Annotated in this window: 16 protein-coding genes and 2 pseudogenes; 13 read left to right on the forward strand and 5 right to left on the reverse strand. The window is 60.1% G+C overall.

Annotation, left to right across the window (positions count from 1 at the left end; genetic code table 11):
• Positions 1–95 precede the first annotated feature (95 nt).
• The gene (locus tag K5658_RS06515) at positions 96–446 is read left to right on the forward strand and encodes a hypothetical protein (RefSeq protein ID WP_221066150.1); all 351 of its coding nucleotides are present in this window, start codon (positions 96–98) and stop codon (positions 444–446) included.
• Here K5658_RS06515 and K5658_RS06520 read toward each other — a convergent pair.
• The 3 genes from K5658_RS06520 to K5658_RS06530 form a co-directional block, all read right to left on the reverse strand.
• Positions 443–1,297: a ProQ/FinO family protein gene (locus K5658_RS06520; protein ID WP_221066151.1), complete on the reverse strand. Its 855-nt coding sequence runs from the start codon at positions 1,295–1,297 to the stop codon at positions 443–445. The two genes, K5658_RS06515 and K5658_RS06520, sit on opposite strands and share 4 nt — an antisense overlap.
• Before the next feature lie 87 nt (positions 1,298–1,384).
• Positions 1,385–2,161, reverse strand: coding sequence for a KilA-N domain-containing protein (locus K5658_RS06525; protein ID WP_221066152.1), 777 nt, complete (start codon positions 2,159–2,161; stop codon positions 1,385–1,387).
• Entirely contained in the window at positions 2,154–2,501 is a 348-nt protein-coding gene (locus tag K5658_RS06530; protein ID WP_221066153.1) for a hypothetical protein, read from the reverse strand. The genes K5658_RS06525 and K5658_RS06530 overlap by 8 nt, the downstream gene beginning before the upstream one ends.
• A gap of 366 nt (positions 2,502–2,867) precedes the next feature.
• Here K5658_RS06530 and K5658_RS06535 point away from each other — a divergent pair, with 366 nt between their 5' ends.
• The 4 genes from K5658_RS06535 to K5658_RS23920 all read left to right on the forward strand — a co-directional run bounded on the left by K5658_RS06535 (position 2,868) and on the right by K5658_RS23920 (position 13,370).
• Entirely contained in the window at positions 2,868–5,936 is a 3,069-nt protein-coding gene (locus K5658_RS06535) for a COR domain-containing protein (RefSeq protein ID WP_221066154.1), read from the forward strand.
• A 640-nt stretch (positions 5,937–6,576) separates the two neighbouring features.
• Complete coding sequence (locus K5658_RS06540; protein WP_221066155.1) at positions 6,577–6,828, forward strand: hypothetical protein; 252 nt, start codon at positions 6,577–6,579, stop codon at positions 6,826–6,828.
• Positions 6,813–7,244: a type II toxin-antitoxin system VapC family toxin gene (locus K5658_RS06545; protein ID WP_246628584.1), complete on the forward strand. Its 432-nt coding sequence runs from the start codon at positions 6,813–6,815 to the stop codon at positions 7,242–7,244. Before K5658_RS06540 ends, K5658_RS06545 begins: the two co-directional genes overlap by 16 nt.
• An 81-nt stretch (positions 7,245–7,325) precedes the next feature.
• Positions 7,326–13,370, forward strand: a complete 6,045-nt coding sequence (locus K5658_RS23920) for a PLxRFG domain-containing protein (RefSeq protein ID WP_221066156.1) — start codon at positions 7,326–7,328, stop codon at positions 13,368–13,370.
• Here K5658_RS23920 and K5658_RS06555 read toward each other — a convergent pair.
• Positions 13,343–14,919 (reverse strand): annotated as a pseudogene (locus K5658_RS06555) (IS3 family transposase). The gene K5658_RS23920 and the pseudogene K5658_RS06555 overlap by 28 nt on opposite strands.
• Positions 14,920–14,994: 75 nt before the next feature.
• Between K5658_RS06555 and K5658_RS06560 the strand changes: the two are divergent.
• Positions 14,995–15,573, forward strand: a pseudogene (locus K5658_RS06560) (PLxRFG domain-containing protein); the annotation flags it as partial.
• A 55-nt stretch (positions 15,574–15,628) separates the two neighbouring features.
• On the opposite strand, the gene K5658_RS06565 reads toward K5658_RS06560, so the two are convergent.
• The gene (locus K5658_RS06565; protein ID WP_221066158.1) at positions 15,629–16,591 is read right to left on the reverse strand and encodes an ORF6N domain-containing protein; all 963 of its coding nucleotides are present in this window, start codon (positions 16,589–16,591) and stop codon (positions 15,629–15,631) included.
• 478 nt (positions 16,592–17,069) lie between these two features.
• Between K5658_RS06565 and K5658_RS06570 the strand changes: the two genes are divergently transcribed.
• The 7 genes from K5658_RS06570 to K5658_RS06600 all read left to right on the forward strand — a co-directional run bounded on the left by K5658_RS06570 (position 17,070) and on the right by K5658_RS06600 (position 23,949).
• Positions 17,070–17,423 carry a mCpol domain-containing protein gene (locus K5658_RS06570; protein ID WP_221066159.1) on the forward strand — a complete coding sequence of 118 codons (354 nt, stop codon included), beginning with the start codon at positions 17,070–17,072 and terminating at the stop codon, positions 17,421–17,423.
• Entirely contained in the window at positions 17,420–18,124 is a 705-nt protein-coding gene (locus K5658_RS06575) for a hypothetical protein (protein ID WP_221066160.1), read from the forward strand. Before K5658_RS06570 ends, K5658_RS06575 begins: the two co-directional genes overlap by 4 nt.
• A 210-nt stretch (positions 18,125–18,334) precedes the next feature.
• On the forward strand, positions 18,335–18,796 hold the full coding sequence (locus K5658_RS06580; protein ID WP_221066161.1) for a hypothetical protein: 462 nt from the start codon (positions 18,335–18,337) through the stop codon (positions 18,794–18,796).
• A gap of 252 nt (positions 18,797–19,048) precedes the next feature.
• Positions 19,049–20,212: a putative phage abortive infection protein gene (locus K5658_RS06585; RefSeq protein ID WP_221066162.1), complete on the forward strand. Its 1,164-nt coding sequence runs from the start codon at positions 19,049–19,051 to the stop codon at positions 20,210–20,212.
• A gap of 53 nt (positions 20,213–20,265) precedes the next feature.
• Positions 20,266–21,828, forward strand: a complete 1,563-nt coding sequence (locus tag K5658_RS06590) for a class I SAM-dependent DNA methyltransferase (RefSeq protein ID WP_221066919.1) — start codon at positions 20,266–20,268, stop codon at positions 21,826–21,828.
• Positions 21,818–23,059, forward strand: coding sequence for a restriction endonuclease subunit S (locus K5658_RS06595; protein ID WP_281425955.1), 1,242 nt, complete (start codon positions 21,818–21,820; stop codon positions 23,057–23,059). Before K5658_RS06590 ends, K5658_RS06595 begins: the two co-directional genes overlap by 11 nt.
• A complete protein-coding gene (locus K5658_RS06600) occupies positions 23,056–23,949 on the forward strand; it encodes a hypothetical protein (protein WP_221066164.1) in 894 nt (297 codons plus the stop codon). The genes K5658_RS06595 and K5658_RS06600 overlap by 4 nt, the downstream gene beginning before the upstream one ends.
• Positions 23,950–24,196 lie beyond the last annotated feature (247 nt).

Here is a 24,196-nt window from a genome sequence, read left to right on the forward strand (position 1 = left end):
GCTCCGGTGAAGGGGCCGGGCCGGGGCGGCGGAGCGATGGGGAAGGCGGGGCTGTGGTTCCGCCTCCGTCCGGGGTTTTGCCGGAGGGGGGCGGTGTGGGCGAAGCCGCCGCGCCCGAGGCCGTGGCCGGGCCGGTACAGGATGCGGCGGGTGGGGCGGTGGCGGCGGAAGCGGCGCCGGTCGCCGGGCCGGACAAAACCCAGGGGCGAACCGATGAACCAGCCACCCCATCCAGCGCCGCCGCCGCAGAGCGGCCCGAAGTGGCGGGCGATGGCGTGGCAAGCGGGGGCACCCCGGCAGAGCTGGGCGGGGGCGCGTCCGGCGCGGGGGCTGGGGATAGGCCCGTTCCACGGGAAGGCCGGGAAACCGCCCTGGCGCGGCTGGACCGGGACATCCGGGCCTTGGAGACGCTGCGGCGGCGGGTGGCGCGGTGCGTGGCGGCTTAGGGTTTGGGCTTGGGTTTCAGGCTCAGCTTTGGTTTTCCGAGCGGGGACGGGGTGGGTTGGGGCGGTTCCGCCGGGGGCTGCGGCTGCGCCGGGGCGCGGGACTTGGCGACCGTGACCACCGGAGCGGGTTTCCCGGAGGTGGCCGGGGCGGGCTTTGGGTCCGGGGCCGGGGCGGGCGTGGCTTGGGGTTTGGGCCGGTTGGGCGGCTTCTTGTCCTTGACGCGGACATGGGCCGAGTCGATCCGGGGTTCCTGGGCGTCCAGGTTGACGACGCCTTCGACCACGACCACGGGTTGCCCGGCCTCGCGGAAGGCCGCGACCGCCTTGCGGAAGCTGGCGGGGTTCAGGTGGGCGGTGAATTCGCGCCCGTTGATATCGACGGCGATGGGCACGCTGGCCGCGCCCTCGGTGGCGTGGTCCAGGGATTGGCGGAACGAATCGTTTTGCAGGGTGATGGCGAGCTTGGTTTGGACGGCTTTCATGTGGAGGGTCTCCAGGATGCGGGCGTGGGCCTTCTTGCCGTGGCGCTGGCGGCGGCGGCGGTAGGGCTTGCCGGGGTGTTCGAGGTAGTGAGCGGCTTTTTGGCGTTCGGCGTGCGACACCGGGCCGACCGGCTGGCCGTCGAGGCCGATGCGGGGCTTGGTGCCCTCGGCCAGGGCGCGTTGGTAGGCGGCGCTGCCGGTGTAGTGGGCCAGCGCGGCGCGGACGGCTTCGAGGTCGTGGCCCTCGGCGGCGAGGGCTTCGCGGATGCCGATGGCGAGGGGCATCACGGCGTCCGGGTCGTCGGGGAAGGCTTGGGGGTATTGGCGGCGCAGGGTCGCCAGCAAGGGGGGTGGTGTGGTGGGGTCCATGGGGTTCTCCTGGGGTGGATCGGGCGGGGGTGGGGTGCCCCCGCGAGGCGAAGCACGGGGCGGTTAGACCCCCTGTGCGGTGTTGGATCAGCGGGCTTGGCTCCTGCCGTACCAGGGGCGGCCGGTGCGGGCTTCGAGGGCGTGGACGGCGTCCATCGCCGCCGCGACGCCGATTTCCGCCGTGCGGACCTGGGCGCAGAGGGTGTTCAGTTCTTCTTCGGTCAGCGTGACCCACCCGGCGGTTGCCGGAGGCGCGGCCCGCGCGGTTTGGGCGGCGGCGCGGAGCAGGTAGTAGTCGCGGGGGCCGTCGCGGCCTTCGCGGCAGACGGCTTTCTTGCGGACGAAGCCGAGCCGGTGGAGCAGCTTGCCCATGGGGGCGTGGGCGCGGCGGTGGGGGTCGGTGTCGGGGTCGCCGAGGAACATGGCGATGAGGTCGCGCACCGAGACGTAGGCCAGCCCGGCGACGTGGGCGGCGATGCGGGTTTCCAGGTCGGGCGGGATGTCCACGAAGGGCGCGGGGGCGTCGGGGAGGTATCGCAGGGCGTTGCGCGGTTGGGTCGCCAGCGCGTTGTAGGCACGGATGACCTTGAGGTGGAACGAAGCGCTGATCCACATGGCGTAGGCGTAGACCAGTTCCTTGACGACGAAGGTGCCGCCATTGCGGCCCTTTATGGAAACTACAGGATTTCCTGTATTTTCCTCGCCCTTCAATTCCGCGATCAAATCCTGAGTTTGTTGGTTGGCAAGCCAGAAGCCGGGTTCGTGGCGGCGCTCGCCGCCGCTGGCTTTGTGCAGATCGTTAAGGGAGTAACGCCCTTGAGTGTCTTGGCGGACGGAAATGTCCGAGATGATGAGATTAGGCATGGCTGCCTCCTTTGTTTCCGTTCAACTGGAAAGCCCCGAAGGGCGGTTGCGGTGGTTGAACACATGCAAAGGACATGCTCCCAGCCTTACGGACAGGGAACACCGCAACCATAACCGGGAATTTGGGCAGATTGCGGGCGCAAAAAAAGCCAAGCTGTCGGGTGGCGTTTCCGCCTTTGGGTGTGTTCAGCACCTTGTAGACAGCATAGGTACGGCGGTTGGAAATGACAAGGGCTTTGGCGCTCATACCCACCCTACCCATCTTGCCTTGTTTTGCAAAGATAGCCGGAATTCCGGCTACTTGATGGGTGCGGGTGTCCGAGATGATGAGATTAGGCATGGCGGACTCCTACAAATTAAGGTTTGGAGCCGTCTCGTTCTGTTTCTACGCAGAATGGGAGACGGACGATGCGAGGGGTAGAAAACCGGCTTGTAGGCACCGGCAAGGCTCGCGCCTTCCCAAGCATCGCCCGTCAGAACTCGATATGCGGATTCCGGGCGTAAAAAACGCCCGTTACGCGGAATTTGGGGCTGTGCGCCTACAAGGTTTCGCGGGTTTCTACGCCCGGCCCCAGCAATGTGGGGCGGGGATAGCGTAGGCGGGGGTTTTGGGCGCTGTCAAGCGGGGGCGGGGTGTGCGGTGGCTCGACAGAGGAGGCACGGGGGTGTTTAATCGGGCGGGGTTGTCTGGAAAAGGGGGACGGGTGTGTCGATAGAAGAGCAGAAGAAGGAAATCCTTAGGCGTATCCGTGAATTACCGCCGGAACAGGCGGCGGCGGTGGCGGTGCGGGCGGCGATGCGGGTGGTGCCGGTATTGGCGGGATTGACAACAGTGACATTCATAAAGGCCAGATTGTTTGCGCGAATCGCTGGCAAAAAATCCCAACCCACTTCCGTTGTTCCTCGGGAGGATTCGATTTTCTTAATCCTTTGGGTTTTTCGGGCGAATCAATGTGCTGACGTCGACGCCAAAGCCGCCGACGACGCCAAAGCCGCCGCCAAAGCCGCCGCCAAAGCCGACGCCGCCGCCGCCGCCGCCGCCAAAGTCGCCGACGACGACGCCGCCAAAGCCGCCGACGCCGACGCCGCCGCCAAAGCCGACGCCGACGCCGACGCCACCGCCGACGCCTACGACGCCTACGCCTACGCCTACGCCTACGCCGCCACCTCCGCCGCCGCCTACACCGCCTATGCCGTCGCCAGAGCCGCCGCCTACGCCGCTTATGCCGCCGTCGCCGTCGCCGTCGCCGTCGCCGGTGCCGGTGCCGTCGCCGCCGCCGCCGCCGCCGCCGCCGCCGACGCCGCCTACGCTGCCGCTAAAGTCGCCGCCGCCGCCGACGACGACGACGACGACGACGTCTACGCCTACGCCGCTTTTATTTTTTCTTCTGTGAACGACGACCTAGCCCGCCTCGCCAAAGGCGTCGAATTGTCCGGTCTGCCGCTCTGGCCCGAAGTCCAACCCCTACCCCCCGTGTTCGCGAAACAATGGCGGATACTGCAAGCTTTCATGCTCGAACTCGATCCCGGCTTCCAATACTGGATCGATTGGTACGAGGCCCGGCTCAGGGGCGAGCGGGTGATCTGGGAAGAAATCCGCGATCAAGTCTTGTTGCCCGAGGAAATCCTGAAGCAGGAAGTCCCGGCCATCAATGCGTATCTGTTGAAGCTTCGGAAACGCCGGGTCGTTAGCGAATTCACGACATCTTATGATCTTATAGCTGATGCTGATGCTGATGCTGATGCTGATGATGGGGAGGAGGTACGCCCGCTCAACCGGGTTCGCGCCATCCTGATCGGCCCCGGCGGGGCGGGCAAAACCTCGCTGCTCCGCGCCCTGCATGGTGAGCCGGTGGTGAAAGGAGAAGAGAGGATGACCCCCGGCGTCGAAATCCGCGAATCCTGCCTGGACGCCCGCACCGGCCACTACCGCCCGGCCACCGAATGGGAAGACAGTCCCATCGTGCATTTCTGGGATTTCGGCGGGCAGGTCATGTACCACGCCACCCATCAATTCTTCCTGCGGTCCAACTGCGTCTACATCCTGGTGTTAGACGGACGCAGCGCCGCCGCCGAAGGCAACGAAGCGGATTATTGGCTGGAACATGTCCGCGCCTTCGCGCCCCAAGCGCCGGTGCTGCTGGTGGGCAATAAGTCCGACCAAGCGCTCATGGAATGGAACCAAAGCCGCCTATGCGCGAAATACCCCAACATCTGGCCCGGCGGCTTCTATCAACTCGCCTGCTCCGAATGGACGGACGAGCGCAGCCGCCATTTCCACGCCTTCGCCGGGTTCAAGCGCGACTTGCAGGATGCCTTGCACAAAGTGGGCACGGTGCAGGTGCAATTCAGCCCGGAAGAATTCCAGGTGCTGGGCGAACTGCGCCGCCGCTCGCCCAAGGAAACCTTCCTGCCCAAGGCCGACTACCAACGGCTGTGTGAGGAAAAAAAGCTGCGGGCCGATCCGAAGGGTTTGCTGGATTTGCTGGATAGCCTGGGCGTCATCTTGCATTTCCCGCACTCGCATTTTCCGCACTTGGGGCGGCTGAACGGATACCTGCTCAATCCGCGCTGGCTGACCTATGGCGTGTACGAGATCATCACCCGCAAACATTCCAGGGTCGGCGAGGCCGACGCCTTCGCTTGGCTGGCTGAGGCCGAAGTGACCGACAACCTCGGCAATCAGTTGGACTATCCATGGGAGCGCTGCGGTTACATCCTGGACGCGATGGTGCAATTCAAAGTGGCCTATCGGGACAAGGGGAATTCCGCTTATTTGCAGATTCCCAGTCTGTTGCCCACCCAGGAACCCGAACTGGATTTCCCGGAATCACAAGCGCGGGCGTTCCGGTTCCGCTTTGAGGGGCTGCTGCCGCCGCAACTGCTGTCGCGATTGATCGTGGAGCGCCACGCCGATATCGACCGGGGCAAGGTCTGGCGGCATGGCGTGTTGTTGCGCACCGCCAACCATGGCGGCGCTCGGGCCTTGCTGCGCGGTGACGCCCATTACCGCACCCTGACCCTATGGGTGATCGGCGCTGGGCTGGACCGTTATTTCGCGGTGCTTTATCAGGAAGTGAAGGACATCCTTGGCACCATGCCGGAATTGCCTTATGAGGAATTGATCCGCTTGCCGAACGAGGCGTGGGTGGAGCAACGCGGCCCGTTCGGGGAAAGGCCGGGCGAGGAGGAGCTATGGGCGAGTTGGATCAACGTCCTTCACGCTTCCTTAGACGGCGAGGTGTTCTATCGGGAAAAAGGGGTCAAGTACGATTTGAAAAAGGTGCTGGGCATCATGACGGAAGACGAGCGGAAAAGCTTGGAAGCCGGATTGACGCAAGTTTTCTATGTTAATCAAGCCGAACAGGTAGGGGTTCAAGGTATGGGCGACATCTTCAATATCAAACAAAGTCAAGTCGGCGCGGCGGGTTCACAGGCCAGGGCCGACCACAATAATTTCTACCAGCAGAACCAAAGCCCGGCGCTGGATGAGTTGGGCGAACTGCTGGGGCAGTTGCTGGCGGACCTGCAAGCCGCAAAAAGCGAGGTGGCCGCGTTCGAGGTGGAAACCGCGATCCGTACCCTGAATGACGTTCGTTCCGGCAAGGAGCAGGGCAAGGGCTGGCTGAAGCACTTCCTCAGCAACATCAAGAACAACGTCGGGCCGGTGGCGGATGGGATCAGCGTAATCGCCGCCGCCAGCGATGCCGCGACGAAATACGGGCCGGGTTTGGTGGCGGTGGTTGGGGCGGCGTTGCAAGCGCTGGGGGGATAGCCGGGTGGTGGGTCGGTATTCCCGGCCCATCGTGATATTCGGAGGTGGTGGGCATGGGTACATGCCCACCCTACCGGGCTAATCGGAGCCACGCGGGCAGGTTTTTGGTTAGAAATATGCGAATAAAGGCGTGCATTTGTTGGCTTCTTTTATTTCACAAATTCTGCCAGTGATATTTAAAATGGAAAAAAGCACTAATGGAGCCAGGGCAACATAAAAATATCCGATTTTTCCAATTTTAATTGGTGAGCTTTCTTTCTTACAAAGAAAGTTAGAGAAAAATGTCGAAAATATAGAAAAAATTAACAGGCAATACGTATAAATTATAGTGTCATTAGCTAATGATGTCCGTTCAAGCCCAAAACTTGAGCGATATAAAAATATTGACATAATTATATATGATGCCACAAGAAATAAGGCTGCAAAAATACTTGTCATGGTTTTAATTATTATCTTCAGAATTTCTATTATTAATTTCATATATTTTTTGTCGAGTTTGATAATCATCGAAGTCGGGTAGGGCGGGCTGGTATTACCGGCCCATCGTGATATTCGGAGGTGGTGGGCATGGGTACATGCCCACCCTACTTCCATATACGGGCCAACTGGCTAACCCTGCCCCCTCTTTGGAGAACCTGAAATGCACATTGAAACCGAACTGGACGACATCCACGCCGCCCGCCTGCTGGAACTGCAAAAACACTCGGATCAACCCTTATCGGAAATCGTCGCCCAACTCCTGGCCCAAGCCCTGGACGAAACCCCCCCGCCCCTGGAAACCGAAGGCGGGAAGGTACTGCGCATCCTGGAACAACACGGGTTGCTCGGCTGCATGGAGGGCGATGGACAACTATCCGTCGATTACAAGAACCACCTATGGGGCAATCCGTGATTATCGCCGACACCGGGTTTTGGGTGGCCTTACTCGACCGGCGCGATAACCTACACGACCGCGTGAGGGCCAAAGCGGCCCAACTCACCGAACCGCTCATCACCACCGTGCCCGTCGTCACCGAAGTCTGCTATTTATTGCAAACCCGCCGTGGCCCGGAAGTGTCCGCGCAATTCCCGCTCGCCCAACAGGATGGCCTGTTCCGGCTTTTCAGCATCGAAGAAAGCCACCTGCCACGCATGGCGGAACTCATGCGGCAATATGCCAACCTGCCCATGGATTTCGCCGACGCATCCCTGGTCGTTCTGGCCGAATACCTGGGGCATGGGCGCATTGTTTCCATCGACCAGCGCGATTTCAATGCCTACCGCTGGAAGAATCGGCATCCCTTCGTGAATCTTCTGGAAGAAATTTAAGGTTTCAACCCTGCGGCCAGCGCAATGCACGCCGCTTAACACGCCCATCGTTAGCGTTGTTCCCCGCGAGGTATCCCCCCGATGAATTGCCTGGAAAAACACCTGGACACCCTGACCGCACAGGGGCGGATCGACCCGGCGGAGGGGGAGGCCCTGCTGCGGGCGGCGGAAGCACTGCGGGCGGGCGGGATGGCCTGGGCCGAAGCCCAGGTGCGGGCCATCGACGACCGGCTGGAAGCGCTGCGGACGGAGCGGGCGCGGATCGGGGCGGGGGACGCCGCGCCGGGAACCGTCCCTGTCCTAACGTCCGCCAATTCGGACGCCGGGCAAGGTCAACCGACCACGGGGCGCGCCCTCGGCATATCCCAACCGCCCGCCCGTGAGGCGGCAGGGGAAGCGGGGTTGCCAGCGCGGTTCAGCCGGGGGGAGGCCGTCGATCTGGACGCGCCCGTCGAGGTGTTGCCCTTCCACGCAGACCCCGATATGCCGGATGTCACGGATACCCCCGCGTTACGCCGCTATCTCAAACAGAAATACCAAGGTGGAAAATACCGGAACGAGCAAACCGGCCAGATGATCGGCGTGTTCGCCAGTGGCCTGGAAGCCGCCTTGAAGAACCGGAACGCCCTGGCGCGGCGCTTATATGGCATGTTGCCGGATTTGTTGGGAAAAGCGATATTCGCGGAATATACCGACAACATCAAGACCGAAGCCAAGCCCGGCGTGGTGGGATACGAAACCTATTATGCCGCGGTTGAAATCGACGGGAAGCCGTATTCGGTCCGGGTGTTGGTCGATACGGTGAGGGACGAGGCGCGGGGGCGGGGGTATTACTACCATCAAGTCAGGGAAGTCGGCCTTGGCGACCCGGTTGGATATTCCCGGTCTCAATCCGGGCAAGGCCGGACGAACTACCCCGCGCCGCCAAGTGACCGTTTAACCTTACGCCAGCTTCTAGGCGATGGCAAGTCCGACCGTTTCAGCCGCCCCCGCTTTTCCGGGGAGGCCGACCAGGGCGGGGGTACGCCGGAATCCATCCGCGCCGAGCTGGTCCGGCGTTTCGGAGGCCGGTTGATCCGGCGGCTGGAACGGGCAAAGCGGCTGCATATCCTGGATTCCTGGCAGGCGCTGCGCCGGTTCGCGCCCGATGCAGGACCTAACGACAAGGCGCTGTTCGCGGAGGGCCGGGTGTACTTGGTCGCGCCGAATATCCGGGTGGGGGATGCGGTCGGGGTGTTCCTGCACGAGACCGGGGTGCATGGCGGGCTGGCGGATTGGCTGGGCGGGCGCTTCCCGGAATTCGTGGCGCGGTTCCATGAATTGGCCGGGGCCGGGGACGCGGCGGCGGTGCGGGCCGAGGCGCAGGTGCAACGGCTATTGCGCGATGGTGCGCTCAAACCCGCCGACGCCGATGAGGAGCGTATCGCCTATCTGGTCGAGTATGTGGCCCGGCTGGACGGCAAGGATCGGGCGCGGCTGTCGGCGCGGGTGCGGGCCTGGGTCCGGGAGGTGGTCGCGGCCTTGCGGGCGGCGCTGTATGCCTCGCCGTTCGGGGAATGGCTGCGAAAGCGCGGGTTCGGGTTGACCTCGCGGGATTTCGCGGCGTTGGCGCGGGCGGCGGTGCGGCGGTCGGTTTGGGATGCGGGGGATTCGTCGCCCCCGATGGCGAGCCGGATCCATCGGGCACCGATGTTCTATTCGGCGTTGACCCGCGCCGTGCAGGGCATGAAGCAGCCGAAGGCACCGGGGGCGCAGTGGATGGCGATGATCGGCAAGGCTCCGGGCGTGAAGCCGGAGGAGGTGGCGTGGTCGGGGGTGGGGGAATGGCTGGCCGGGCGGGCGGGTTCGGTGGGCAAGCAGGAATTGCTGGATTTCCTGGCCGGGAACGAGGTGCGGGTGGAGGAGGCCGAGCGGGATGAGCCCGTTTGGAGCGCCTATGTCGGCGGCGACCCCAAGAAAACCGCCAAGTATGCGCAGCGGCAATTACCGGGCGGGGAAGGCTACCGGGAATTGCTGCTGACCCTGCCGGGTGGCGGATACCAGTCGCCGCATTGGGACGAGCCGGGTGTGCTGGCGCATGTCCGGTTCAATGAGCGGACGGATGCCGGGGGGCGGCGGGTGTTGTTCCTGGAAGAGGCGCAGAGCGATTTGCACCAGGAGGGACGGAAGAGGGGGTATGGCGCGGAAGGCGTGCCCGATGCGCCCTTCAAGCAGTCGTGGCCGTTGTTGGCGCTGAAACGGATGATCCGGTACGCCGCCGAAAACGGCTTCGACCGGATCGCCTGGACGCCGGGGGCGGCGCAGGCGGAGCGGTTTCCGGGCGGGCCGGAGCGTGAGCGGGGCATGGCGGGATTCTACGACCGCATCCTGCCCGCAGAGGTGGGGAAGTACGTCAAGAAGTGGGGGGCGAAGCCGGGCCGGGCCATGATCGGCGGGGTGGACGCCCATGTGGTCGATATTACACCCGCGATGAAGCTGGCGGCGTTGGAGGAGGGGCAGCCGTTGTTCAGCCGCTCCGCGATGAAGGACATAGACGCCAACATCCGCAGGGGGCGGGACGCCCTGGCGAAGGCCGTTTTGGAGAAAACCTCCGTGCATCGCGCCATGTTCCGCAATGGCCTGGGATGGGTCGATTTCGTTTGGGGCAAAACCGGGCGGGTGAAGCCTTCGGGCAAAACAGTCGGCGGCATGGGGTTGGCCCATATCCTGGAAGCCAGGGGGCGCAAGGATGGAATGGCGGAGGCGGAGGCGTTGCGCCTGTTCGATCATTTGATCGAAACGATTGCCGCCGGTACGGAAATCCGTAGGAACGAAACCGGCGGTTCTATCAGGGCTGTGATCGCCAAGGGCGGCTACGAGGCCGTGCTGGTCCGTAACCGTGGAAGCAATGCGTGGGTTTTGAGCGGGTGGCGGGTGAATCCCGGTGCATCCGTGGAGGCCAATGACACCGACGGCGCTACGCATATCGCGGCTGACTCTAGCGACCGTAATATGGGCGCGGGATTCGATCCAACTATAGGCCCGCATGATGGGATTGACAATATCCGTTTCAGCCGGGCCGACCCGGAGCGCCCCGAACCCGATCCCGCAGAGGTCCAAGCCTCCGCACGGGAAATGGGCCGGGCGGCGCGGCTGTTGAAGCGCGGGATGGCGGACTTCCGCGACGGCTTCGACAAGCTGGGCGACGGGGCCCAGGCGCTGGCGCTGGGCGGCTTCACGGTGCGGATGAACGCCGAACTGGCGCGGGACTACCTGCCCACGCTGGAACAGCGCTTCGTGCCCGCGATGGCGGCGCGGGAGGCGGTGGCGGGGCAGGTGCGGGAGTATTTCGCCCGCCGGATCGGGTTGCCGTTCGAAAAGCTGTACGCGGCCCATCCGGCGGAGGCGGACGCGCTGGCGGGGCTGTTGCAGGAGGCGACGATCACCGGGGTCGATCCGGGCGAGACCGAGCGGCGGATGTTGCGGCGGGCGGCGGCGGGGCTGGGCATCGCGGAACAACCGGGCTGGGAGGACGGCGCGGATTACCAAGCCCTGGTCCGGGAGGCGCGGGACGCGCTCAAGACCGAGGGGGCCATCGCCGCGGCGTCCGGCCAGCCGCCCCGCGACGCCTTGGCGGTGGTCCACAATTTCGTGACCGGGCGCCTGGTCGCGCATTACCAATCCCAAATCGCCAGCATCAACCGGCGGTTGGGGGCGGAGTCGATCAAGACGAATCCCTTGCGGCAGATGGAGTTGTTCGAGCAGCGGAAGTATTTCGAGACGGCCATCGGCCACGAGATCAACCGCGACAAGGCGCGGGGGGACGTGGTGGGGCGCTATCTGCAATTGTCGTCCACGGTGTTCTACAGCAAGGGGGCGTCGCGGTATTCGGCGCGGTCGCTGTTCTCGGCGGTGCTGCGGTTCGAGGACCGGATCGCGGACCTGGAAACCGCCGCGCTGGAACGCAAGATCGGCGACCTGGAGATGGACGCCCGGCAGAAGGCCAAGGTGATGGCGACGCTCAGGCGGAACCGGCAGGCCTTGCGGGTGCGGGGGCCGTATGTGCCGCTGTCGCGGTTCGGGCGGTTCTGGGTGGCGAGCAAGGAACGGGACGGCACGGAAACCGATGTGCCGCTGACCTTGCAAACCCTGGGGAATGGTGGGCTGTTGGTGTCGGGCCGGGAATTGCGCGACCACGAGGAATGGTTGAGGTCGATGGGAGGCCGTTACAGCCGGGCGCGGGGCGGGATGCTGTTCGGGCGGAAGCGGGCCGGGGACATCGCCCAGCGCATCCGGCGGGAGGGCCTGCTGGACAGGAAGGCGTATGTCATCGCGGGGGCGGTGCATTACGAGCGGTTCGAGACCGCGCGGCGGGCGGACGAGCGCCGGGCGGAGATCGAGGCCGACACCAAGTTGGAATGGTTGGGGCATGGCCTGGACCTGCCGGACGCATCGGCCATGCGCTTGATCGACCCGGCCTATGTGGCGGAGGTGGATACCTTGCTGGCGGGGTTGGGGGCGACGCCGGAGGTGGAGGCGGTGCGGGATGCGCTGTACCAAGGGTATCTGCGGCGCTTGCCGGAGGTGTCGGCGCAGAAGCATTGGTTGCACCGGAAGAAGACGCCGGGGTTTTCCCAGGACGTGCTGCGGGCCTTGGCCAGCAAGGCGGTCCACGACGCCCACAATATCGCCCGGATCAAGCACGGCTACCCAGCCTTCGACGCCCTGGACGAGGCGGAACAGGCGTTGCGGGCGGCGGGCACCGTGAACGGCTTCCAGGCGGCGGTGGGGAAGCTGGCGGCGTTGGAGACCTATCAGCGGGATTGGTTGGGGGCGTCCCAGCTGGATTTCGAGGTGGGCATGGACCGGGTGGAGGATGTGACCGAGCGGAAGCGCATCCAGGAGGCCCGGCGGCTGTATGGGACGGATTCGGTGGGCTTGGCGCGGGCCATCGCCCGGCAAGGGCGCGTGGTGGCGCAGGCCGGGGCGATCCGGGCGCGGGGGAAGGAGCGGGCGGCGGCGCTGGTGGTGGGCGAGATGAAGCGGGCCTATGCCGACGCGGCCAATCCGACGATCCATCCCCTGGCCTTGAAACTGAACGGGCTGGGCTTCGCCATGCACATGGGCATCAGTCCGGCGGCGGCGCTGGTGAACACCTTGCAGGTGCCCATCATGTCGATGCCGGTGGTGGCGGCGCGGTTCGGGGCCGGTCCCACGAACGCGGCGTTCGGGAAGGCGCTGGGGGATTTCTTCCAGGGGGCGCGGAACCGGGAGGGGGATATTTCGATTGAAACCGGCCTGGACGCCATCGAGCAGCGGGCGCTGTACCGGGTGCGGCGGCGCGGGACGTTGGATAAGACGCTGGCGCACGATACCTCCGAGCTGTCCAACGATCCGGCCTTGTTGATGGCCCCGCGCCGGGCGCTGCGGCGGGTGATGGCGGGGATGTTCCACCATGCCGAGCGGTTCAACCGGGAGGTGTCGTTCGTGGCGGCGTTCCGGTTGGCGCGGGCGGCGGGGGACGATTTCGACACCGCCTATGCCTATGCGGAGAAGGTGTTGCACGATACCCATTACGACTACAGCCAGTGGAACCGGGCGCGGCTGATGCGCGGCGATGTGGCGCGGGTGGTGTTCCAGTTCAAGCAGTATGCCCTGGGCACGACCTGGCTGCTGACGCGGAATTTCCTGTGGACGGTGCGGGAGTTTTTGAAGGCGGCGAAGGGCGAGCAGTCGGTCAAGGATGCGTTCCGGTCGGAAGCCTATAAGACGCTGGCGGGCATCATGGGGATGCAGATGGTGTTCGCGGGGGCGCTGGGGCTGCCGTTCGTGGGCGGGATCGCGGTGGCGGTGAATCTGGCGGCAAAGGGATTCACCGACGACGACGACGAGCCGTTCGAGTTCGAGGTGTGGTTCCGGCGCTGGGCGGCGGAGACCTTCGGGGTGGAGGCCGGGAACGCCCTCGGCAAGGGATTGTTCCCTTGGGCGGTGGGGCAGATTCCGGGGGTTCCGGCGGTCGATCTGCAAGGCAAGCTTTCCATGGCCGATCTATGGTGGCGGGAGCCGGACCGGGAGCTTGCGGAAGATTTCAATGTAGTTGTCGCCTCGCCGTTGTGGGTTCAGGCCGCTTTTGGAGGCGTGGCGTGAACCTCGGATTGGGTCTTGGCTGGCGCGGCTGATCGTTCCGGGTTCAGGTGTACGGCCGGGATCGGCCGCCAATTGCGGAGGCCACCGGTCCATCGTTGCGGATGCCGTGCGCGGGCGGCCTCATAGACGGCTCGGCGCCGCTTCAGGAGGTCGGCGTCCTGGCCGGCATGCCGCTCGGCGGGGGTGACGAAGCGGATCGCGCCGTGGCGGTGCTCGTGGTTGTACCACCGGACCAGGCCTTCGGCCCAACGGCGCGCCGCCGCCAGGTCGTCGAACGGCCGGACCGGATGGTCGGGCCGGTATTTCAGGGTCTTGAACACCGCCTCGGCATAGGGGTTGTCGTTGCTGACGGCGGGCCGGCTGAAGGACGCCGCGACGCCGAGGGATTGCAAGGTCGCGAGCATGGTCGAGCCTTTCATGGGCCCGCCGTTGTCCGAATGTAGGACGACCTGGCCCGGGGCCACGCCCTCGCGCCGACATACGTCGCGCAGGAGTTCGCCGGCCAGGGCGCTGCTTTCCTCGCCGTAGACCTGCCAGCCCACGACCTTGCGGCTGAACAGGTCGAGGAACAGATAGAGGTAGAAGAACTGGCCCCGGATCGCGGCGGGCAAATAGGTGATGTCCCAGCAGTAGACTTGATTGGGAGCCGTGGCGCACAGGGCCCTGGGCTTGCCGCGCGGCTGTCCCGGCCGTTCGGCCCGGCGGTGCGCCAACTGGTTTTCGGCCTTGAGGATGCGGTGGAAGGTCGATTCCGAGGCCAGGTATTCCCCCCGGTCCGCCAGCCGGGGCACGATCTGGCACGGCGGCAAATGGCCGAACTCGGGGGAGTTGGCCACCGCCAGCACCTTGGCCCGCTCGGCCTCGCTCAGCTTGTGGGGTGGAACGTACACCCGCGCGGGCCGCCGGTCGGCCTGGACGCCGTCCCCGGATCGCCAGCGCTGGACGGTGCGGGCGGACAACCCCAGCACCCCGCAGGCCCGCTCCAGGCGCGCGCCGGCGGCGGTGGCCTCGTCGATCAGGGCGGTCACGGTTTCGCGCTCTTGCGGCGGGGTCATTCTTCCCCTCCCCCCAAGAGCGCCCGGTACTTTTTTTGAAGGACCAGCAACGCCGCCGCCTCCGCCAGCGCCTTGTCCTTACGCGCCAATTCCCGTTCGAGGCTCTGGTTGCGCTCCTTGAGGACCCGCAGTTCCCGGGCGTTCGTCGATGCCTCTCCCGTGCCCCCTGGATCCCGGCAAAAGTCCCGCTTCCAACCGTCCAGCTGGTGGGCGAACAGGCCGCGCTCCCGGCACCAGGCGTTCAGGGCTTCCCCTTCCAAGCCATGGCTCTCCTGCAACGCCGCCAACCGTTCCTCCGGGCGCCAGTCCCCGGGACGCCTCTCCCGCTTCACCGCGCCGCGTACCGCCTCGGGTAATTTCTTTTTCATCCAGCCCTTCAAGGTCAAGTGGTTCATGTTCAGTTCCTCGGCCACCTCTTTTATCGACCGGCGGCCACGCGCAAACACCTTCCGAAGCGCTTGCTCTTTGAACTCTGCGGAATACGTCGTAATCATGGGCAATTGTCCTCTTCTTTCCTCTTTCATTCGGAAAATTAGAGGCGACAACTATTCTGACGCCGGGGGCTTGAGGGCAACGACGCGGCGGTGTTCTGGGGGACGCAGTTCATGGGGCCGACCGCGCAACTGTTCGTGAATGCCTTCGCCACGGCCAAGCTGTGGGGGGATGGCCATCCCTGGCGGGCGGTGGAGAAGATCATGCCCTTGAAGGCGGTGGCGGACCTGATGAAGGCGTACCGCTACGCGGGCGAGGGGGCGACCACCCTGAACGGGGATGAGTTGGTCGAGGAGGTGAACGCCGCGGAAGTGTTCGCCACGGCGCTGGGTTTCCCGCCGATGCGGATTTCGGAGCGCTACGCGGAGAACCAGGGGTTCGTCAACGCCAGCAAAGCATTACACGAGCGGCGGCAGGAGATTATGGATCAGGTGGCCCAAGGCCGGATGAAGGATGACGGGGAGGCGCTGGACCGGGGCGTGGCGGAGGCGCGGGCCTTCACGGCGAAGCATCCCGACATGGCCATCTCGGGGCGGGATTTGGCGCAGTCGGTGAGGGCGCGGTTGCGGCGGCGGGCGTTGACGGCGGATGGGCTGTATGTGCCGCCCAAGGAGCGGGAGTTGCGGGACAAGTTCCGGTTCGGGGCGACGGAATAGGGCGGGCCTGAAAGCAAAGGCCGGGAGGGGGAACCTTCCCGGCCTTTTTTCGTGGCTAACGGTCGGCGGGCCTGCCGTACCAGGCGCGGCCCGTGCGGGCTTCGAGGGCGTGGATCGCGCCCATCGCCGCCGCGACGCCGATTTCCGCCGTGCGGACCTGGGCGCAGAGGGTGGCGAGTTCGTCGGCGGTGACGAGGACCAGCCCCGCGCCGCGCCCGTCCACTCGGGCGAGCCATTCGGCGAGTTGTTGCGGGGTGCTGTGGGCGGCGCGGGCGCGGAGTTCGCGTTCCAGTCCGGCGCTGAGGGTGGCCATGCCGTCGAGGGCGAGGGCGTGGGCCTTGCGGACGATGGCGTTGAGGAGGTCGGGCGTCAGCGGGTCGAGGGGGAGGGCGAGTTGGCGACCGCCTGGGAGGGGCAGGCTTTCCAGGTAGTCCGCCGCCGCCCCGAACTCGGACGCGGGCAGTTGTTGGTAGCTCCCGAGCTTGAAGTGGTGGTTGAAGCGGCTCCAAAGGTATTTGATCCGCTTGGGGTCGCCTTCGGCGCGGCGGGCCACGAGTTGTTGCAGGGCGTCCTGTTGGGCCGGGCCGATGGCCGGGGCGGGTAGTGCCTCGGGGCCGTGGGGCGCTTCCCGGCCCCGCCCGCCGAAATAGCAATCTTCCAATTGCTCGAACACTTCCCACGCCTTCTCCGTGTCCAGCATCTTGGCGTGGCGGGCCGCGCCGCGTTCGATCCAGAGGAGGAGGGCATTGACGTTCTTGGCGATTTTTACGGAGTCACCCATGGTGACTCTGTGCTTGAACTCGCGCAATTCTTCGCCTTGCAGCTTGAAATAGTGCTTGCCCTCGATAAACCGCCCGGTGTTTTCACGGTGGTTTTTGGTGATGTTGTGGGTATCGGTGCCGTATAGTTGGGCTAGTATTTCTGTGGTTACAACGGGACTGCCCATGTATAAAATGGCCGGGAGCGAGTCTGGGGAGAGCGGTGCGGGCGCACCTTGGGCGTTGTTTTCAGTTGACATAACGAACCTCTGTCTTAAGTTGAGGCCGCTTCTCTTTCCACGGATAGGCGGCGAACGATGCGTGGGGTGGAAAACCGGGAGACAGAGACCCGGCCACGCTTGCGCGTGCCCATGCACCGCCCGCCATGGCTCAATGCGCGTGGCTCGGGCGCAAAAAAAGCCCGAGACGCGAAAAGTGGGGCTGTGCGTCTGTCAAGTCCGGGTTTCCACGCCCGACCACGGGATTGACCATGGCACAAATAGCCTAAGCGCGTTTTTGGGTGGTTGTCAATGGTGAATATTTACGTTGCAAGCCGTTGTGGGCTAAGGCAGGCTCGCGCTTTAGTGCTAAAGAATCAGATTGGCAGGCTTTATTATGCGGCAGTAGATTCAATATTAAATGGTAAGGATAATATATACATGGTTGTTTTATGCGGTCGGGTGCCGCTCAATATGTATTATACCAAAAGAAATTAATCCACAAAAAAGGAAATGCAGTATGTTTTTAGCTTATGATGGCGACAAGATTGGCAGAAAGCTAGAAAGTCTACTTATAGATAATAGTGAGTACGAAATAGAGAGGTTTGCAAATAAAGTATCTGATGCTTTAATATATTTAGAGAAGTCATTGAGTGAGCGCAAATGCAAAATAATATTTGCAAGTGGGGATAGTGTGCTAGCAAAAATGAGTGATAAGTTTGATGCGGATGAGATACCAAGATGTTATGGTGAAATAACATTTTCACTTGGGATGGGAGAAACGCCTTTGGAAGCAATGCTGGCACTAAAAAAAGCCAAATCGGAAGGCATTGCTAAGAGTTGCACTCATAGCTTAAAGGGTTCAGATAAATGAAGCGGATTGCTCGTGTGCTTGGCTTTTCTGAGAATGAGGCAACATATGTAGATATTATTGCCGCACTTCAAAGTCATTTACAGCCGGATAAAATAGAAATCGTATTTGTTGCAAGTGAACAGAATCCAGAGCAGCCAGCCAAAGGCATCAAGCAGTCTGCTTTTCTGAATAGATTGCATGAAATGATATCAGAATTATCTGAGCATTACCCTGCATATGCTCCATGTAAAAATATACCGCTAACTGTTGATAATGTACGGAGAGATGAGGTTAATGCCATTTTGATAGGCGTATCGGCTGTGGATGTTTCTGCGGCACCAAAGGATTTAGCTATAAATATAATATCGAATGCTCTGCGATATGGAGGGCCATCTATTTTTTATGTTAAATGGCTAACAAAATTTGAAGCAAACAAAAGGAATCGCATCGGAGCTGATCCTTATGTCTATGAAGATTTGACTAAACTTGGTGAAGCAAGATTGCTAAGTCATTCGTACCGATCACAGTCTTTTTTGCTTCTATTTTTGGTGCTTCTGGTTGGTGTTATTGCTATTCTTGCTGGCGTGTCCCATTGGTGGCCAATACTTGGTGTTTTTAACGAAATTCTTTCGATAATCAGCATAGTGGCTGGATTCATTGGTTTGTTGATGGCCGTTTTCCAATCTGGGTTAAGAGAGGGGATAACAAGACGCTCCAGTTGACGTTTTAGGGCCGTAGGGGCGATTAGCGTGGCGTAATCGCACGGTTTTAATTCCTCCGATTGCGCTATGCTAATTGGAACTGTGCGGGCTGGATTCAGTTACGGTGGTGGTGTTTTAGGGTAGAGGCATAATGATGTGTTTCTCGGTTTTTGCGGGGTTAGGCGGCGGAAATGCCGCTTAACCACAAGTTGGGCGACTTAGGAGAATGCTATGCTGAAGTTGAAGAAAGCTCTCTTCGATGCTTACGGCGGCTTCGGAGACAAACGAATTAAAAATCTCGACAAGGGTTCGACTTTCGTTGTCGATGATCGCTCCTCTGGAGACTACGGTGCCGATAAAAACCTGTTTCTTTGGTTCTGCTCAATCTTTGTAGAGGTTATCTCGGACGCTGAAGTTAAGGTCAGCCTATGTGGTGGCGTTCCAATCTCGCCCAGTGTTGAGACTTGGGCAAAAGCTAATGGAGCAAAGCTTGAAACGTCCCCGGGAGGACAATTGGTCTTCCATATCAAGAAAGGGGAACAGCCCGCTCTTCTCTCTCTTGCAGACGCAATCCAGGGTATCGTTGCACCAGGAAATAAGTATCCGGTTGCTGCATATAAATATGTCTGCCCACGAACGGCGAACTCACTATCCAGATTGGCTAACGAGTTATCGGCTGCGTGGATCGCCTAACAGCCGGGTGGGCCAGGGCCGTAGGGCCGTAGGTGCGATTAGCGTAGCGTAATCGCACGGTTTCAATTCTTCCGATTGCCGTTATGCATAATTGAACTATGCGGGCTATTCGTAGCCTGTAGCGGAATAGCCGGTATTCCGGCGTATTTTGCCGCATGGATGGAATCTTCGCGTTTGGCGCGACCCGCCGCCTACGGTGGATAAGGCAGGGTATGTGCAGTTGTATGAAATAGCTAAGGGCGGCGGGGTGATTTGTTCTCCGCCACGCCCACAGAAATTGGGGAATATATGGAAGATGGCGGCAAGAATAAAGATAAAGGTTATAATTGGGGATTAATAATTCTGTTCGCGTTTGCGTTTGCGGTCTTGTTTTTGGTGGCCGTGGTGGGTGTGTATTTCTCCACTTATGGTTTTTACCACTTCCAAATGCCAAGGATCGACCAATGGGGCACTATTGGTGATTTCGTCGGCGGATTGCTTAATCCTGCTTTTAGTTTCGCGGCCCTGATTGTTTTGTTGTTTACCTACAAAATGCAGGCTGAAACGCTTAGGCTGACGCAAAAGCAACTTAAGGATTCTCAGCAGCAGTCTGAACACTCTAATAAAATACAGGGCGAAGCACTCAAGCTTACCCAGCAACAGCTTGATAATTCTAAGGAAGAACTTGCCTTGACTAGGGAGGAGCTTGCCAAATCGAGCACCGCGCTTGCGGAGCAGAGCAAGACCCAAGAGCTACAGAGGTTTGAGAATACTTTTTTTCAATTTCTCAGACTTTTGATAGATATGCAAAATACAATTATTAGCTATGATTTAACGATTTATCAACCATCAATGTATAAAAAATGGGATGCGCTTAACCAATGCTTGCGAGGATGGGTTGAGAAATGTAATCGCACCACATATCCGGGTTCTGATGTGCAAAATATAAGTATTTCGACCAGTTTAAAAGAGTCATTTAGATTTATATATACTGCTATGAAAATTGATTTTTTCAGAATTGAAATACCAAATACTATGAGCAGTAATGGAGGTTATTTTGAAATAAATATTAAAGATTGTATTGAAGACTTGGCTTTATCGCAAAGAAGCACTTTGTACTATAAAAATGAGTTTTTATTGTCTTATTGTCAATTGTTAGAAAGTGTTGTTGATTTTGTTGATGTGGCTCAACTGGAATGCCTTGATAAGGAACGATATATAGCTGTTGTGCGATTTCAATTAACTAAAGATGAGCTTGCCATTATCTTCTATAATGCCCTTTTGTATGGCCCCGATGGGAAAAATGGGTTAAAGCTTCCTAAGCTCAAATTGCTGCTCGAAAAGTATAGGTTGCTGCGGGATGTAACCGAAAACGTATTGCTAGACCCTTCCCATATCCATCTCTACAGGGAGAAGCCCGAAGCCGCCACTCCATGACCGCCTTCCACAATTTCTATAAGAACCCCACCCAACCGCCCTTATTCCCCCGCATGGCCATCACCCACGAACCCACCGCCAAACTCGGCTTTGAATCCACCCTTTGGGCCGCCGCCGACAAACTGCGCGGCCACATGGACGCCGCGGAATACAAGCACGTCGTCTTAGGACTCATCTTCCTCAAGTACATCTCCGACGCCTTCGAGGAGAAACACGCGCAACTCCTGGCCGAGGCCGACCAGGGCGCGGACCCGGAGGACAAGGACGAATACCTCGCCGAGAACATCTTCTGGGTTCCGGGCCAAGCCCGCTGGTCGTATCTGCAAGCCAACGCGGTACAGACCCACATCGGCACGCTGATCGACGAGGCCATGACCGCCATCGAACACGACAACCCGCGTTTGAAAGGCGTGTTGCCCAAGGACTACGCCCGGCCCCAGCTCGACAAGACCCGCCTGGGCGAACTCATCAACTTGGTGGGCACCCTCGGCCTGGGCGATAAGGCCAGCCGGTCCAAGGATATCCTGGGGCGGGTGTACGAATACTTCCTGGCGCAGTTCGCCAGCGCCGAGGGCAAGAAGGGCGGGCAGTTCTACACCCCGCAATGCGTGGTGCAGGTGCTTACCGAGATGCTGGCCCCGTACAAGGGCCGGGTGTACGACCCCTGCTGCGGGTCGGGCGGGATGTTCGTGCAGTCGGAGAAGTTCGTGGAGGTCCACGGCGGGCGGATCGGCGACGTGTCGATCTTCGGGCAGGAGTCCAACCCGACCACTTGGCGCTTGGCGATGATGAACCTCGCCATCCGGGGGATCGAGGCCAACCTGGGCGGCGAGAACGCCGACAGCTTCCACCGCGACCTGCACCCGGACCTGAAGGCCGATTACATCCTGGCCAATCCGCCGTTCAACATGAGCGATTGGGGCGGGGAGCGGCGGCGGGAGGACAAGCGCTGGACTTATGGCGCACCGCCCGCCGGGAATGCCAACTATGCCTGGATTCAGCATTTCATCCACCATTTGGCCCCGAACGGGATTGCCGGGTTCGTGCTGGCGAATGGCTCGATGTCGTCCAACCAAACCGGGGAGGGCGAAATCCGCAAGAACATCATCGACGCCGACTTGGTGGATTGCATGGTGGCGCTGCCGGGGCAGTTGTTCTATTCGACCCAGATTCCGGTATGCCTGTGGTTCCTGGCCCGCAACAAGAAGAACGGGCGCGGGGTGGAGGGCAGGGCGCTACGCGACCGCTCGGGGCAGGTGTTGTTCATCGACGCCCGCAAGCTGGGCTATCTGGAGGATCGGGTCCACCGCAAGTTGAGCGGGGACGAGATTGGCCGGATCGCCGACACCTACCACCGCTGGCGCGGCGATAGCGCGGGCGGGTATTTGGACGAGGCGGGGTTCTGCAAAAGCACCACGCTGGAAGCGATCCAGGGGCATGGCTATGTGCTGACGCCGGGGCGCTATGTGGGCGCGGCGGAGGTGGAGGACGACGGGGAGCCGTTCGCGGAGAAGATGGCGCGGCTGACGGCGGAGCTTGAGGGGCAGTTCGCGGAGGGGGCGCGGTTAGAGGTGGCGATTCGGGAGAGTTTGGGGGGGTTGGGTTATGGCGAGTGAGTGGCACGAAACACCGCTTGAAGACTGCATGGAAGCAATTATTGACTATCGAGGCAAAACACCTCGGAAAACCGCAAATGGTATACCTTTAATAACCGCTAAAATAGTCAAAGGTGGTCGAATAAATACCCCAGAGGAATTTATTGATCCAGATGAGTATGATTCATGGATGACGAGAGGGCTTCCCCAAGCAGGTGATGTCGTTATGACTACTGAAGCTCCTTTAGGTGAAGTTGCACAACTTGATGGTAAAAAGGTTGCGTTAGCTCAACGGTTAATAACTTTGCGTGGGAAGCCAGGGATTCTTGATAACACCTACCTTAAGTTTATTTTGCAATCAGATTTTGTTCGTGAACAGCTTTTTGGGCGTGCGACAGGAACCACGGTTATTGGTATTAAGCAAAGCGAGTTGCGCAAAATTAAATTACCGTTAGCTCCGTTCCAAGAACAACGCGCCATCGCCCAAGTCCTCGGCAACCTTGACGACAAAATCGAACTCAATCGCCGCATGAACGCCACGCTGGAAGCCATGGCGCGGGCACTTTTCAAATCCTGGTTTGTCGATTTTGATCCCGTCCGGGCCAAGGCCGAAGGGCGCGAGCCGGAAGGATTGGCCCCGGAGATTGCGGCGCTGTTTCCCGATGGGTTCGAGGATTCGGAGTTGGGGGAGATTCCGGCGGGGTGGGAAGCAAAAAACTGGGGCAATTTAGTTAGCTTGGAATATGGGAAAAGCCTCAAAGGTTATTCGGAAGGGAATAATGATTATCCGGTATACGGGACAAATGGAAAAATTGGAACTCATTCAAGGCCGTTGTGTAACCATTCTGGAATTATTATCGGAAGAAAGGGGGCTTATCGCGGTGTTCACTATTGCAGCACACCTTTTTTTGTTATCGATACGGCTTTTTACGTTGAGCCAAAGAAAGCTGTTGAGCTTCGTTGGGCCTATTATGTGCTGCTTGGTCAAGACATTAACAGTATGGATAGCGGATCTGCGATTCCATCAACTAGTCGAGAAGATTTCTATAGCCTGCCCGTGCTGTATCCACCATTTAAAATTCAGGCAGCTTTCGCAAGAAAGTTAGCCCCACTTTGGGCAAAACAAGAACAGAACGATTCGGAATCCCGCGCCCTTGCCACCCTCCGTGATGCCCTATTACCGAAGTTGCTTTCCGGGGAACTGCGCGTATTAGCAGTAGGCAGCAAGCTATTAAACGAGGTAGCCGCATGAAGCAAATTGGCATTGATGACAATACGCACCATGTATATGAAGCATCGAATGGTCCTTGGTGCGCGGTGTGGCCTTCCCCCATGCTCTCAATTGCGGCTTTCGTGGACTCAAATGGTCCATTCTCTGCTCTGGAAAACGACCTTTCCCGTGCTCAGCATGCATTTCGAGAAGATACCTTCGATGCAGTAACGAGGATCAGACGTGGACGTTTTTACAGGTCCTCGAATGATCCTCGCCCATCTCAGAAATACGTTTTGCTACACCCAGTGTACGGGGCTATTGGGGGCAAGACTAGTGTTCTAAATAATGGCGCGCATACTCTTTTGGATGGAAAAGTTGAGCGACGCCTATTCATATTTGATCAAGAACAACATCCCCCATCGAAAAAGATTGTGATGATAGGTTCCAGTGAGTCGCTGTGGCGAGTTATTGGTGCCGAAAGAATTGTTACTGGTGAATATATGGTCACACTCAAGGCACGGCATGCCTTAGGTATATTGCCAGAATTAAATGCTGATGCCATCCCAAAGGACGGGAGACAGAAAGCCATAGAAACCTATGAAAAATTGATTGATTCAGCATACCGAGAAACCCCTGGATCCATTATTGACAGGGCACGAGATGCGGCTCAGTGGTGTTTGGGCACTTGGCTTGCTAATCAACACGGCGACCCTTCGCTTCTTTGTGATGACTTGGGAAGGCTTATTAAAAGGCTCGATCATGGAAAACAAATCATGTCGTCAGCCGCAAGCATAATCGCTCGCCTTCATTCTAGAGGTAAACCAAACGAGCAAGAACGTTATTCTATCGAGGCACCTATGGAAGCGGACGCAGAATTTGCTTTGGCAGCAATAGGTATGTTATTGAGAGAGCTTAAGTGGACTATGTAGTCTATGTGTCCAATCACTAAAAACATCAATAACACCCATTTATAGTTACAAAAATGTCCCTTTTAACTAGGGAATTATTAAAGTCTCTCGGATTCATTGAGGACTCGACGGTCATATCGGATTCGCCCGGTGGGCTCAGTCTCGACTTCGGGGAATTCAAGCTTACAGCGGGTTTCGGAGCTAACCGTTGGCTCCAGCCTTCCGTTTGGCTGGGCGGGATCATCGCCACGCCCAGAAGGCTTACTTC

The organism is Methylomagnum ishizawai (assembly GCF_019670005.1).
GTDB classification, from domain to species: Bacteria; Pseudomonadota; Gammaproteobacteria; order Methylococcales; family Methylococcaceae; genus Methylomagnum; species Methylomagnum ishizawai.